Annotated in this window: 13 protein-coding genes; 7 read left to right on the forward strand and 6 right to left on the reverse strand. The window is 64.5% G+C overall.

What is annotated here, in order from left to right; genetic code table 11:
* Positions 1-431, reverse strand: a 431-nt coding sequence (locus J7024_RS34040) for a cyclic GMP-AMP synthase DncV-like nucleotidyltransferase (protein ID WP_442861912.1), incomplete at its 3' end; no start/stop codon positions are given.
* 47 nt (positions 432-478) lie between these two features.
* Between J7024_RS34040 and J7024_RS34045 the strand changes: the two genes are divergently transcribed.
* A complete protein-coding gene (locus J7024_RS34045; protein WP_234745872.1) occupies positions 479-1,675 on the forward strand; it encodes a hypothetical protein in 1,197 nt (398 codons plus the stop codon).
* Between the two features lie 213 nt (positions 1,676-1,888).
* Here the strand turns inward: J7024_RS34045 and J7024_RS34050 are convergent, their stop codons facing one another.
* Both J7024_RS34050 and J7024_RS34055 read right to left on the reverse strand, forming a co-directional pair.
* A complete protein-coding gene (locus J7024_RS34050; protein ID WP_175725630.1) occupies positions 1,889-2,377 on the reverse strand; it encodes a helix-turn-helix domain-containing protein in 489 nt (162 codons plus the stop codon).
* Positions 2,378-2,627: 250 nt separating this feature from the next.
* Complete coding sequence (locus tag J7024_RS34055) at positions 2,628-4,031, reverse strand: GntP family permease (RefSeq protein WP_124826697.1); 1,404 nt, start codon at positions 4,029-4,031, stop codon at positions 2,628-2,630.
* A 324-nt stretch (positions 4,032-4,355) separates the two neighbouring features.
* On the opposite strand from J7024_RS34055, the gene J7024_RS34060 reads away from it, so the two are divergent.
* From J7024_RS34060 to J7024_RS34080, 5 genes are all read left to right on the forward strand, one after another.
* A complete protein-coding gene (locus J7024_RS34060; RefSeq protein ID WP_124826696.1) occupies positions 4,356-5,825 on the forward strand; it encodes a sigma-54 interaction domain-containing protein in 1,470 nt (489 codons plus the stop codon).
* A gap of 66 nt (positions 5,826-5,891) precedes the next feature.
* Entirely contained in the window at positions 5,892-6,419 is a 528-nt protein-coding gene (locus J7024_RS34065) for a BON domain-containing protein (RefSeq protein ID WP_124826695.1), read from the forward strand.
* A 62-nt stretch (positions 6,420-6,481) separates the two neighbouring features.
* Entirely contained in the window at positions 6,482-6,766 is a 285-nt protein-coding gene (locus J7024_RS34070; protein ID WP_172441939.1) for a hypothetical protein, read from the forward strand.
* Positions 6,767-6,868: 102 nt separating this feature from the next.
* Positions 6,869-7,165: an H-NS histone family protein gene (locus J7024_RS34075; protein WP_124826694.1), complete on the forward strand. Its 297-nt coding sequence runs from the start codon at positions 6,869-6,871 to the stop codon at positions 7,163-7,165.
* 572 nt (positions 7,166-7,737) lie between these two features.
* Positions 7,738-10,095: a bifunctional acetate--CoA ligase family protein/GNAT family N-acetyltransferase gene (locus tag J7024_RS34080; protein WP_234745873.1), complete on the forward strand. Its 2,358-nt coding sequence runs from the start codon at positions 7,738-7,740 to the stop codon at positions 10,093-10,095.
* Positions 10,096-10,780: 685 nt separating this feature from the next.
* Here J7024_RS34080 and J7024_RS34085 read toward each other — a convergent pair.
* Positions 10,781-11,332 (reverse strand): hypothetical protein, encoded by a 552-nt coding sequence (locus J7024_RS34085; protein ID WP_124826692.1) that lies wholly within the window; start codon positions 11,330-11,332, stop codon positions 10,781-10,783.
* 194 nt (positions 11,333-11,526) lie between these two features.
* A complete protein-coding gene (locus J7024_RS34090) occupies positions 11,527-12,351 on the reverse strand; it encodes an IclR family transcriptional regulator (protein WP_124826691.1) in 825 nt (274 codons plus the stop codon).
* Positions 12,352-12,966: 615 nt separating this feature from the next.
* On the opposite strand from J7024_RS34090, the gene J7024_RS34095 reads away from it, so the two are divergent.
* The gene (locus tag J7024_RS34095) at positions 12,967-13,815 is read left to right on the forward strand and encodes an ureidoglycolate lyase (RefSeq protein WP_124826690.1); all 849 of its coding nucleotides are present in this window, start codon (positions 12,967-12,969) and stop codon (positions 13,813-13,815) included.
* A gap of 194 nt (positions 13,816-14,009) precedes the next feature.
* On the opposite strand, the gene J7024_RS34100 is transcribed toward J7024_RS34095, so the two are convergent.
* Positions 14,010-14,235, reverse strand: a 226-nt coding sequence (locus J7024_RS34100) for a VOC family protein (protein WP_234745874.1), incomplete at its 5' end; no start/stop codon positions are given.

A 14,235-nucleotide genomic window follows, 5' to 3' on the forward strand; every position in this document is an offset into this window, starting at 1 on the left:
CCGCCTCTCGGATAGACCTCGTTGGTGAGAATTGACAGCACGAATCCGCTGGGCAATGCCCACGACGAGCGGCTCTTCGACCATGCTTTCAGCAGGCGAACCATGCGGCGCATCTGACGTCCATCGACGGTGTCAGGGCTCTTTTGCACAACATTGTCCTGGAACCATTCGGTGACCGCCTCCGGGTCAGAATGCTTCCAATTGGCCGCTGCGAGTTCGTATTGCGCATTGTCGCCTTCACCGGTCTCACGGTAGACGGGCATGTCGATGGTGAAACCATCCTTGTAGTACACGCGCACGCAGTTTTTGAGCACTTCGGGCGCACGCTCGAACGAGTTGTCGTAGTTCAATGCATCGCGCACCATACACTTCGCGTCATAAGCTGAAAACTCGCCACCGCGGTCACCGACGAGCTTGGGCGTGTGCAACATGCGCGGACCTCATTGACCGGGACCCTGGCGCTTATGAAGTTGCGGACTTGCTGCGTATCAAGGCGGATGCCGAGTGGCAGGCCGGCACGCGTGCAGGTCGACCTCCTGGCAGCCATCTCCCTGCGCTGCAGACACCAACAGCAATCCAGCGAGCGGTGGCCGTCTTTTGTCGCCAGGAGGCAGTACGCCAGGAGAGACTCGACCCACGCTTCAACGTATCGGTGCGTATGGGCGAAACAGGGCCTGTGTCCGAACTGACGGCAAGAGAGTCGGTTGAGGGGCGGCTCGTGGTCGGAACGCGAGGCAAGCGTCAAGATGTTGAGGCGCTGCGCGAGTTGATGGAGTACGGCGGAGACCAAGTCTTCGAGGGGCTCGACGTGCGGATGGAGGGCTCGCCGCTCTTCCCGTCTAGGGACGTTGCGGTGACTCGCCTGCAGGTGTCAAGTCAACCGCGTCCAATTACGATGACAGTGGTCTTAGACTCAGATGCGAGCGTGCCGTTGTATCTCGAGTTTTCCGGAAACGCGACGCACGGCAACAAGGGCTTTCGCTTCACTGGCTCTTGCCTTGGCGCGATGCTGAGCGTGACCGTGACTGCCCATTTTGTAGGGAAAAGCCCAGATTTCACGATGAACTTCGACTTCCGGTCATGGGAGCGGAAACCTATTCGGCAGCTGTCCCATTTTGCGCGGCTGCGGCAGATTCTTCAATTGATGGTTAAGCCCATCCCGGTACGAGTCCAGTACACGCACGAGGGTGTTGAATCGGACTTTGGCTCGGGCATCGTCGATGGCGGCGAGCGGTTCCGGATATTGCGTGCCTTCATGACCGAGGTTGACAATCTCAGGAAGCTGGACAGCTTCTTCGACCTAGGTCTTGCAATGCCAGCGGACCTTGGTGACGTACTGCGCGACCAGGGTTATATCTCGCAGTTGCTTGCGATGATTGATATTGATAAGGCTGATGACCCCACGGTCGAAATTAGCCTCGTGCCCAGCGAACCGACCGGGCCGCTACACGAGCTTATTGTAAGTCAAAAGCCCGGGGCGGTTCGTTTCAACCAGGAACTGAACGTCAGGGTTTTCGGCCGCGACTACGGGCCGTTCGAGCTGGAGGTTACCTGCCCGGCCGCGGTTGTCAGGCCCATCGGACCCGCGAATATCACGGTCGGGGTGCCTACACGGCTGGCCCTACGAGCTACAGAGGGGCATTACTGGTCTGCTAGGGTTGCAGACCGTCCATGAAGAATTTCACCATTGATGGTCGACTTTCGAGGGTGAGGGTCACGCAAAAAATAGCCGTCTATATTCGCGACAATTTCGTGCCCTGCACGCGCTGCCATGTGGTCAGCGCGATGTACACAGCGCCGTCATCGAGGTGGTTGGCATTGTGATACGCAGTAACTAGGTGGTGGCACAGTGAGCGAGGCTGGCGCAAATGAGGCTTCTCAACCGTCGTCAAGAGGCACCTTCGCGAGGGTCGGCGAGCAGAAGTGAGGCGTCAATTCCGAGCGCGCGAGCGATGCTTCCCACAGTCTCAATCGTTATATCCGGCGCACTGACTTCAATTAAGGAGGCGTAGTTCCTGGCAAGTCCTGCTGCGCTTCCGAGAGACTCCTGCGACAAACCTGCATCCGCGCGATATTGCGTAATGTTCCGGGCCACGAGTTCCGGTAAAGGCAATCGTCGTTTTAGGCGCCCGTCAGCCGGACGGGCCACGAGCAACTGGCTAGGATTGATTTGGAAGCACTCCGCAAGCGTATCGACTGTGCTCAAGCGGACGTTTGAGCTCCTGTTTTCAATCCGCCACAAGGTGTTCCGGCTGATACCCGTCAGTTCAGCCAAGTTGACCAAAGACATATGATGCGCCAGCCGGGCGGCCTTCACCCCTGCCGACAATCGACCGGTGACGTTATGGTTTAGCTCTGTCGCGCTTCGTTTGCGCATCTGGTCTTGAGAGGGTGACGGCAGGTGACGCAAAAAACGCCGCGGGCGCAACTAGCTTGCTCGCGGCGATTTAGCTCCAATAGTGCTTTAGACGCCACAACACATATTGTGCTGTGGCGCAACATCACCAGGATTTTAGAGATTCCGGTCAATCTTACTGTGCAACGGGGTGTCAGTGGAACACCAAAGTTTGATTTCAAACTCAAACTTACCCGTTGTCAGCAGGGGGCGCGCCGCCCGGTGCGGATGCTTACACGAGGCCCGTCGCGTAGTACACGGCGATCACGAAGAACACCGCGAGCGTCTTGATCACGGTGACCGCGAAGATGTCGCGATACGACTCGCGGTGCGTGAGGCCCGTCACCGCGAGCAGCGTGATGACCGCGCCGTTGTGCGGCAGCGTGTCCATGCCGCCGCTGGCCATCGCGACGACCCGGTGCAGCACCTCCAGCGGAATGTTGGCCGCTTGCGCGCCCTTGATGAACAGGTCCGACATCGCGGCGAGCGCGATGCTCATCCCGCCCGACGCCGAACCCGTGATGCCGGCGAGCGAGCTGACCGACACGGCCGCGTTCACGAGCGGGTTCGGAATGCTCTTCAGCGCATCGCTGACGACGAGGAAGCCCGGCAGCGCGGCGATCACGCCGCCGAAGCCATATTCCGATGCCGTGTTCATCGCGGCGAGCAGCGCGCCGGCGACGGCGGCCTTCGAACCCGTCGCGAAGCGGCCGCTGACGCGCTTGAACGCGGTCAGGAGGACCACCACGATACCAAGCAGCAGCGCTGCCTCGACCGACCAGATCGCGACGACGGTCTTGATCGACGTCGTGACCGGCGCGTGCACGCCGGGCAGCACGTCCGGTGCGACCGTGTACGACGCGGCGCCGTACCATTGCGGGATCAGCTTCGTGAATGCGAAGTTCGACACGCCGACGAGGATCAGCGGCAGGATCGCCAGCGCCGGATTCGGCAGTGCCGTCGTTTCGACGCGTTCCGGTTCATTGACGAGCGACGTGCCATAGCCTTCGCCCTTCGCCATCGCGGAACGACGGCGCCATTCCAGATACGTGAGGCCGACGACGATGATGAACAGCGAGCCGATCGTGCCGAGCGCAGGTGCGGCCCAGGCGGTCGTCTTGAAGAACGTGGTCGGGATGATGTTCTGGATCTGCGGCGTGCCGGGCAGCGAGTCCATCGTAAACGAGAACGCGCCGAGTGCGATCGCGCCGGGCATCAGCCGTTTCGGAATGTTGCTCTGGCGATAGAGTTCGGCCGCGAACGGATACACCGCGAACACCACGACGAACAGCGACACGCCGCCATAGGTGAGCAGTGCGCACACCGCGACGATCACCGCATTCGCGCGCGAGCGGCCGATATAGCGGATCGCGGCATGGACGATCGACTCGGAGAACCCGGACAGTTCGATCACCTTGCCGAACACGGCGCCGAGCATGAACACGGGGAAATACAGTTTGACGAAGCCGACCATCTTCTCCATGAAGATCCCGGAGAAGACCGGCGCGACGGCGGCGGGTTCGGTCAGAAGGACCGCGCCGAGCGCGGCGATCGGCGCGAACAGGATCACGCTGTAGCCGCGATACGCGGCGAACATCAGGAACGCCAGCGCGGCGAGGACGATCACGAAAGACAAGGGAGTCTCCTAATGGCTTTGAATGGCTTTGGTTGTTGTTCGATCGCGACGCGTCGCGGACCGGCTCAGGTTCGTGCAGGTTTCGTGCCATAGGCCGGATTGCGCCGCCGGACATGGGGCCGACGCTGGCCGGCCAGCCGGCACCGGCCAATGTCTGATGATTCTACATAAAACGTCTCCGAATGGAGACGATCCCGCCGTCAGGACAACCCTCCGAATCGGGCAGGGCTTTCCCGGACAAGGCATTCCGGCATGTCTCCACAGTGAGATAATTCGTCTCGATCCGGAGACATCCGGCCAAGCATACGCGGAGACGACGACACGATGATGAACGACTGGGTTCGCCTGCCCGTCAATTACGGCGACGTGCTGCGGCGCGCTGCCGAGTCGCTGTTTCGAACCTTCGAGGATTCGAGTGCGGGCACGGTGGTCGTCGATCGCGACGCGCGCGTCGTGTGGATGAACGAGCGATATGCGGCGCGCTTCGGTTTCGCCGATCCGCAGCAGGCGGTCGGTCTCGATTGCGAAACGGTGATTCCGAACAGCCTGATGCGCGAGGTGGTATCGACCGGGCAGCCGATCCTGCTCGACATCATGGAGACGGGCCGGGAACCACTGGTCGTCACCCGGCTGCCGCTGAAGAACGAGGCGGGCGAGACGGTCGGCGCGATCGGCTTTGCGCTGTTCGACCAGTTGAAGACGCTTACGCCGATCTTTTCCCGCTATGCGCAGCTTCAGCAGCAGTTGATCGCGACGCAGCGCTCGCTCGCGCAGGCGCGCCGCGCAAAGTACACATTCGCGAGCTTCGTCGGCACGAGTGCCGCGAGCCTCGAAACCAAGCGGCAGGCACGGCGCGCCGCGCAGGTCGATTCGCCGGTGCTGCTGCTCGGCGAGACGGGCACCGGCAAGGAGTTGCTCGCGCATGCGATCCACGCGGCTTCGGCGCGCGCGCTCCAGCCGCTCGTGACCGTCAACGTCGCCGCGATTCCCGACACGCTGCTCGAAACCGAATTCTTCGGCGCGGCGCCGGGCGCGTATACCGGCGCCGACCGCAAGGGGCGTGTCGGCAAGTTCGAGCTGGCCGATCGCGGCACGCTGTTTCTCGACGAGATCGGCGACATGCCGCTGCCGCTGCAGGGCAAGCTGCTGCGCGTGCTGCAGGACAAGGAGTTCGAACCGGTCGGCTCGAACCGGATCGTGCGCGCGGACGTCCGGATCATCGCCGCGACGTCGGCCGACCTGCCCGCGCTGGTCGCGGCCGGCCGCTTTCGCGCCGATCTCTATTACCGGCTCAACGTGCTGACCATTCACGCGCCGCCGCTGCGCGATCGGGCGTCCGACATTGCCGCGCTCGTCTACGCGACGCTCGAGGAACTGGCCGCCCAGCACGGCCGCGCCGCGCATTGCGAACTGACCGACGATGCGCTGCGGATGCTGTGCGCATACCCGTGGCCGGGCAACGTGCGCGAGCTGCGCAACACGCTCGAGCGTGCGCTGATGCTGTCGGATCGCTCGGTGATCGATGCGGGTGCGCTCGCGCCGTTCCTCGGCCCGGTGCGCGTGTCGCCGGACGGCATGCCGGCGGGCGCGCTGTCTGCTGCCCCGGCCGCCGCCCGGGACGCGGGCGACGCGCCGGTCGTTTCGTATACCGATGCATTGGCCGCGTGGGAGCGCCAGTTCCTGACCGACGCGCTCGCGGCTTGCGACGGAAAGGTGGTCGAAGCGGCCGCGCGCATCGGCATCGGCCGGGCGACGCTCTACAAGAAACTGGCGGCGCTCGGCATCGACCGATAGCGCCGCGCGGCGGGGGCTGTCGCAAGCGGGCGGCCGAACCGTGGCAGTACCGGACAGGAGACAACGATGAAATGCATCGGCATCGCCGGATGGATGACCGTCCTGGTAGCGGCGTCCGCGTTCGCGCAGTCGGGTGATGCCGACGCGCCGGTGGCGCGGCGCAATTGGTACAACGATCCGTTCGTGGCGCTGTCGCAGGACTTTGCCGAATGCCCGCTGCCGCTCGGCCCGTGGATGACCCGCGCCGAGATGGAGGACGACGCGCATTACCGCGCCGAGCGCGGGACGACCTGCTGGCTCGCGCACCGCTGCACGAAGCCGAATTCGTATATGTACGACGCACCGATCGCCGCGGCTGCGAAGGCCCATTTCGACGGCACCGGCCGCCTGCATGGCACGAGCCTGTGGATCACCGTGCAGCGCCGCTTCATTTATGTCGAAGGGTGTGCGGATCCGGCATTCGATCGGCAGGCATTGCAACGCGAACTCGCCGCGCTTCCCGACGTCGAACGGGTTTTCGTTCGCATCACCGACGATCCGCACGGAGCGCTGCCGTACAAGACGCGGGGCCAGCCTGACCGGACGCCCGACTGAACGGTGGAAGACAGCGCATGGCATACTCGCGAGATTCAGAAAAATGGTTGACGGAAAGAACAATGAAACACATGCTTGCGTCGGTCTGTCGGTGGCCTCGAACGCATTGGCGTCAGGCCGGATTGTTGGCCCTTGTCGCGGGGCTTGGCGGGTGTGGCGGCGGTGCGCCGCTATTCACTTCGGATGGGCGCCCGACTACGCAGGTCCAGTGCACGGGCAACGACTGGAGTAATTGCACGGACAATGCCCGCGCCATCTGCAACGGGGAATTCGACATCCTCGATCAGTCGACCGATGACGCCGTGCGAAATCTTCTCTTCGCATGCAAGAAGAAGAGCGGCTATTGATCCCGAAATGACCGGGTGAGGGACGTTAATCGGGAGAAGCGCTTTTCTATTCGCTTGGAGTCGGCTATTTTTCATGAATAACACTCACGGAATTCCATCCATATGGCGACCTACAGGCAACTGACTGCGCAGCTCGAAAGGCTTCAGCAAAAAATCGACAAGGAACGCGAAAAGGCGATTGCCGATGCGATTGCCGCTATTCGGGCCAAAATCGAGGAATTCGACATTACGGCAGAGGAGCTCGGCTTTCGTCCGATAGGCGCCGCCGCTGCCGCAAAGCCGAAGCGTCCGTTGCCGCCGAAATACCTGAATCCGAAGACCGGCGAAACGTGGAGCGGTCGCGGGCGTGCACCAGCGTGGCTCGGCAAGAACCGCGCGCGTTTCCTGATCGAGGACTGACTCCCGAAAATCCTCACCTTTCGTGCGTCGACTGACGGTGCGAACGGCCCAACGGCCGTCGCACCGTTTTGTTTTTGTGCCGTTGCAGCGCGATTCCGGCCGGCGAATCGAACGGCAATGACGCGCGGTTATCGGATTCCATTTTGCGAATTCACTGCGATTCAGCCGGATATCGCGCCGAATTGCGGTAAACAGCCCGGCAATTACGTTGTGCTCGCGCATCGGCATTCGCGCGCTTCGCGGTGCAGGCGGACTGCCGACGGGCATCACCGCTCGCGCATTGGCGCAGCGCATCGCGCCATTCCCGAATGTACTCACCATGGCTCCTGTAAATCCTCACCTTGGAGGACGCGGCCGGATCGCCGCATCGTGTTGCCTTCATCCGGTACGTCGTGCGAAGGCATCGGTTACGGGCCCATGTTGCAAGCGTTGAGGTACGCCGCACAGTCGGCCGTTCGGCATATAGGCAGCCGCATCCGGTTCGCCTATGCTTGGAGTTCGCGTCGACCGGCGCACGGCCATGCGTGCCCGTGTACCGGTCGGGTCGTCTTTCGTTACCGTTTGGAGCCGATGTGACCGTCCGCCATCTCGATGCATTGTTCCAGCCCAAGTCCGTTGCGGTCGTCGGTGCATCGTCGCGCGCGGGAAGTTTCGGCGCGATCGTCTGGGCGCGCGTGATCGACGGCGCATTCGAGGGGCCCGTATGGCCCGTCAATCCGAGGTATCGCGAGCTGAACGGGCATCCGGTCGTTGCCGATGTCGACAGATTGCCCGCACCGCCTTCGGTCGCCGTGATCTGCACGCCACCCGCTACGTGGGCCGGCATCGTGCGCAAGCTCGGCGAACTCGGCACGCGGGTCGCGGTGATTGTCGGCGAGGCGCGCACCGACGCGGATCGCGCGGCGCTCGATCGCACGCTCAAGGCCGCGAAGCCGTTCGTGCTCCGTATCGTCGGGCCGGGCAGCCTCGGCGTGTTGTCACCGTCGCGTCATGCGCATTTTGGCGCGGCTGCCTATGCGGCGCGATCGGGCGGCGTTGCGTGGGTGTCGCAATCGAACGCGCTGACAAACGCGGTGCTGGGCTGGGCCGATGCGCGGGGGCTCGGCTTTTCGCATGTCGTCGCGCTCGGCAGCGAGGCCGACGTCGATGCGGGCGACGTGCTCGACTATCTGGCGAGCGACCCCGGCACGCGCGCGATCCTGCTCGAACTCGACACGGTGTGCGCCGCGCGCAAGTTCATGTCGGCCGCGCGCGCGGCGGCGCGCAACAAGCCGGTGCTGGCGCTGCGCACCGGGCGCGCGGATCCCGGCGATGCGCTTTACACGGCCGCTTTCCAGCGCGCGGGGATGGTGCGTGTCGATGCGCTCGACGATCTGCTCGACGAGATCGAGACGCTCGGTGTCGGGCGGGTCGCCGCGCGCGGCGCGGCGACGCTCGTGACGAGCGACGCGGGCGTCGCGAAACTCGCGGTCGATGCGGTTGCCGAAGTGCGCGACGTGCTGGCCGCCTGGCCGGTGGCGGCAACCTCGGCGGTGGCGGCCGCGCTGCCGCATCTCGTCGCGCCCGGCAATCCGCTGACGTTGGGCGACGACGCGCGTCCCGAGCATTTCGGTGCGGCCATCGAGGCGCTTGCGACGTTTCCGCAGACGGGCACGCTGTTCGTCGTGCATTCGACGTCCCACAGCGCACCGGCCGATGCCGTCGCGCGCACGCTGATCGAATCGCGGCAGCATGCGTATCGCGGCATCCTTGCATGTTTCTTCGGTGCGGTCGACGCGGCGACGCGCGACGCATTGCACGCGAACGGCATCCCGGTACACACGACGCCGCAGCGGCTTGCGCGCGCATACGCGCGTCTCGTCGATTACAACCTCGGGCGGCAGTTGCTGATGCAGACACCCGATGGCACGCCGCTACAGCCGGCAGAGTGCGTTGCATCCGCGCAGGCCGAGGCCCGCCGGATGGTTGAGGCCGGCGAGCACGAACTGGCCGGCGCAGCCGCGCTGCGCTGGCTGTCGCACTTCGGCTTGCACGGCGAGCCGGCCGATGCACCGGCCGGCGCCAGGGTCGTCGACGTCACGGTCGACATGTACGACGATTCGAACTTCGGCCCGGTGTTCCGCTATGCCGTGCCGCCTGCGGACGGTGTATCGGCGCCGTTCGTCGTGTACGGGCTGCCGCCGCTGAATACGGTGCTCGCTCGTGCGGTGATGGAGCGTTCACCCTATGCGCGTCGCACGCCCGTCGAGCCGACGCTCGGTGCACTGACGGCGCTGTCGCAAGTCGTATGCGACGTCCGCGAGGTGGTCGCGATGTCGGTCACGCTGCGCGTGCTGTCCGATCGCGCTTACATCATCGCGCCGCGCGTCGCGCTGGCCACCGGGCGCAGCCGGCTCGCGATCATGCCGTATCCGCGTCATCTCGAGCAGACGCTCGAATGGCGCGGCGAGACCGTGACGATCCGCCCGATCCGCCCGGAAGACGAGGAAGCGCACAACGAGCTGCTGGGTGCGATGACGCCGGACGATCTGCGCATGCGCTTCTTCGGCGCGGTGCGCAGCTTCGACCACTCGCAAGTGGCGCGCATGACGCAGATCGACTACGACCGCGAGATGGCCTTCATCGTCGCGTTCACCGATGCGTCGGGACGGTCGCATACGCTGGCGGTGGTGCGCGCGGTCGCCGACCCCGACAACGAGACCGCGGAGTTCGCGATCGCGGTGCGCCCCGACCAGAAGGGCAAGGGGCTCGGCCGTCTGATGATGACCCGCATCATCGACTATGCGCGATCGCGCGGCACGGCATGGATGATCGGCGAAGCGCTGCGCGAGAACACTGCGATGATCTCGCTGGCGAAGTCATGCGGCTTCGCGATTTCGACGACGGAGGAACCGGGCGTGGTGGGCTTCAGAATGAAACTGCAACCATAGTCGCGCGTAACGCGCGCCCGGCCGGGCGGGGATGCGCAGGTAGGCGAGGCGGTACGGTTCGCTCGGTATCCGCGACGCCCCTTTACCGCTGACTGTGCCGATTCGGTATGCATTCGGAATGCAGAGCATCGACGCACTGTCGAATACACGAGGCGGTGCGGCTCTCAGTGACTTGTGGGAACCGCGAATTCGCCGATACACGGCATTCGCATCGGGTTTGCTGCGAGCTTCGATGACATCCGCGTGTGGACAGTTCCAGCGGCGTATTCGAGTACGCCGACACTCGCATCCCGCACCTTCGGCATCGGGAATATCGAAAAGGTGAGACTTTTCGGGAGCAAAGGGTGAGCTTTTCCGGGGCGCGCGAGGTGAGCCGATACAGGAGCTGTTCGGTGAGCCTTCCCGGGAACTGGCGGTGAGTGCTTGCGGGACGTCCCGGTGAGCCTTTCCGGGAGGGCTTGCGGAGCATCTGCGCAACGCATCGGTGAGGGCTTTCGGGACACGCAGGTGAGCGTCTCCGGGAGCTTTGGGTGAGCTTTTGCGGGATGTGCTGGTGAGCGATTACGGGACACCAAGGTGAGACTTTTCAGGAGCCCGGAAACGGAGTGCTCCGGCTGGCGCGGCGCCGGTGTTTGCCGGCGTTCGCGTCGGGGCGGGCACGCATGAACCGTGCCCGAGGCGGGATTTACGCAGCGAGTTTTGCCGCTGCGTCGTTCACCTGGTCGCGGGAAATCGCGAGTTCTTCGAGGTGCGTTTCGGCATAAATGCCACCGGTTTCGCGCTCGAGGCGGGCGATCGTCAGCGCACAGCGTGCGGTGTCCTTCGGCATGGCGATGAAGCGTTTGACCGACTCGCCGGACGTGAATGCGTCGAACAGCGCGGCGCGCACGTCGTCCGGAAGCGTCTTGGTCCATTGGTACGGCTTGCCGTTGAACGTGATCGACGGCGGCAGCGTGCGTTCTTTCTTCGTGGCGGTGATGAGCCCGTAGGTGCGCGCGGCGTCGCCGATCTGCTCGGGCGAGAAGAGTTCGTCGGGCGTGATGTCGAACTGTTCGATGTAGTTCTCGATCGCCTGCATCGCTGCGGCACGATCGTCGCGCTTCTGCTGCGCGCGCGCGACGATGTCGCGCAACTCGTCCGCTTCCTCGGGCGTGATCGTGAAGCTCGCCTGCTTCTGCTGAAGTTCGGAGAAACGCTGGAATTCTTGATCGTTCAGAAGTTTGGCCATGACATCCATCGGATACGGCAGCCGCGACAGCCAGCCGCCGTAGTTTTTGAGAGGGCCGCTATTCTAGCGTAGCGCCGGCGCCTGCCCGGCAACGCCCCGCGGAATGCCCGCGCAAGCCTGCACTACCGTGGCTCTTCTCGCATGCACACTTGCCCGGCGTCCCGATGGCGTGCTCATCCGGCAGCTGTCGACCCAAACCCGCGTCAGCACGTCTGCGCGCGGCACATCGACAGACGGCCGGCCGTATCGCGCAGCCCGTCGACGACCGCATCGACGGACGGCGCCATGTGGGTATCGATCCGGCGCATGTACGGGCAGGTGAGCACCGCGATCGCATGGCCGGACGGGCCGAGGATCGGCGTGCTCAGGTCGGTGACGCCGTACGCCTGCCGGCTGTCCTGGCGCACGTAGCCGGACTGGCGGATCGACTGGCACGCGCGCGCGAGCTCCTGCTCGTTCATCGGCGCTTCGCCCTTGACCTTGCGGTGCTCGGCGAGCATGTCCGCGCGCTGCTCGCTACCCTGGAACGACAGCATCACGTGGCCCGACGCCGTGTCGGCGAGCCCGACGCGCGAGCCGAGCCGCACCGATACGCCCCACGTGCCGGGACCGTCGACCTGCGCGATCACGAGCAGATTGCCGCGATCGTAGACGGACAGATGGCACGACTGTTCGGCTGCATCGGCGAAACGCTGCATTAGCGGCAACGCCTCGGCGATCAGCCGGTTCATCGGCGGATGCCGGTGCGCGAGCGCGAACAGCTTGAGACTGAGGGTATAGCGGTCGCCGCCGCTCGAGCGCATCACGTAGCGGCGGGCCACGAGACGTTCGAGCATCCGGTAGATCTCGCTCGCGTTGCGGCCGAGTTCCTTCGTGATCTCGGTGCGAGTGAGTCCTTCCTTCTGTTCCGACAGGAGTTCGAGAATGTCGAGACCCTTGTCCAGCGCGGGCGCGCGATAGCGGTCGGTCGCGCCAATCGACTCCCGTGCGTCGCTGCCAAAGAACGGGTTGTTGGTCGTTTGCGTCATGGGTATGAGGTCAGTGGATTTCCGATCGGCAGGCGACGCACGCTGGCCGATGTCGCACACGGGTCCGTTGGCTCCGGATACGGATGAGGCACCATTCGTCCGAGCTTAACAACAAACTTTCAGTGTGCAATGCAGCGTGTTTTTACCAATCGTTACCGATCAAGAACGGATCAACGGTCGTTTCCGATGACAGGGTCACAACGAATATTGCTGGTTCACTCCCAGTCCAGACGGGGACGAGGCATTTCGACGTCGCGCAACGGTGCCGGCAGCCCCGATGCTGCGCCGCAGCGCCGGCGATCGCGCCAATAGTCGGTATCCGTCGCGGGTCATTTCATTGCGGGCGGCGGATGGTACAAAGAGCGGCGGGCCAGCGACGGCGCGGATGCCGGGCCGTCGTCGCCGATGCGCAGACCGGCGGCCGCCCGTTCGATGCGCGTCGCACTTCGGTGCGGCGCCGCGATCGCTGCGCCCGCGCGAGCCTCGCGCGTCGAACGGCCTGCCGGCTACGGCGCCGACGCGCGCCATCGACGATCGACATTCAGTCCGGCGCGTGGCTGTGAACGGCTGCGTCGGCCGGTATCCTGTCACATTCGACAACAGAGGTTGAGCACGATGAAACTGCTTCGCTATGGCCCGTCCGGCCAGGAAAAGCCCGGTATTCTCGACGCGGACGGCCGGATTCGCGACCTGTCCGCGCACGTTCCGGATCTTGCCGGCGATGTGCTGTCCGACGCCGGTCTCGCGCGGCTGCGCGCGATCGATCCGGCCACGCTGCCGCTCGTGTCCGGCGAGCCGCGCATCGGCGCGTGCGTCGGCCGCGTCGGCAAATTCATCGGCATCGGTTTGAATTATGCCGACCACGCCGCCGAAGCCGGCATGCCGGTGCCCAAGGAGCCGGTGGTGTTCGGCAAGTGGACGAGTTCGATCTGCGGCCCGAACGACGGCATCGACATCCCGAAGGGCTCCGTGAAGACGGACTGGGAAGTCGAACTCGGCGTCGTGATCGGCGCGGCCTGCAAGGATGTCGACGAAGCGCGCGCACTCGATTACGTCGCAGGCTATTGCGTCGTCAACGACGTGTCCGAGCGCGAATGGCAGATCGAGCGCGGCGGCCAGTGGGACAAGGGCAAGGGCTTCGACACGTTCGGCCCGATCGGCCCGTGGCTCGTCACGCGCGACGAGGTGCCGGATCCGCAGCGCCTTGACCTGTGGCTCGAAATCGACGGCCACCGCTATCAGAACGGCAACACGCGCACGATGGTATTCAGCGTCGCGCAGTTGATCGCCTATCTGTCCGCCTGCATGACGCTGCAACCGGGCGACGTCATCACGACCGGCACGCCGCCGGGCGTCGGGATGGGCATCAAGCCGTCGCCGGTGTTCCTGAAGCCCGGCCAGATGGTACGCCTCGGGATCGATGGGCTCGGCGAGCAACTGCAGCGCACGCGCGGCGCGCAGTAACCGCGGGTGTGGCGCGGGCCGGGTGCCGGCGCAACCCGGCAGCCTCCCGGTCTGCGCACGCCGATACGATCGCCCCGCATGACTGGCGGCGGCGATCGTCGCGAACCGGACATCGATGCAGCAAAGACAAGGGCCCGATTCCGCAAGATGCGGAATCGGGCCCTTGTCGTTCGTCCGCGTCTGGAGGCAGAGGGTCAGACGATGTTGTCGAGTTCGCAATGCGCTTCTAGCCGGTATCCGTCGGGATCGACGGCGAACGCCGCGTAATAGCCGGCGCCGTAGTGCTCGCGCTTGCCGGGGCCGCCGTTGTCCTGACCACCGTGCTGCAGTGCTGCGCGGTAGAACGCATCGACCTCCACCGGCGACGACGCGCGAAACGACACGTGCAACCCCGACCCGGGATCGGCGGCGACCGGCCGC

Origin of the sequence: Burkholderia sp. WTPI3 (assembly GCF_021483755.1) — a bacterium.
Taxonomy (GTDB): Bacteria; Pseudomonadota; Gammaproteobacteria; order Burkholderiales; family Burkholderiaceae; genus Burkholderia.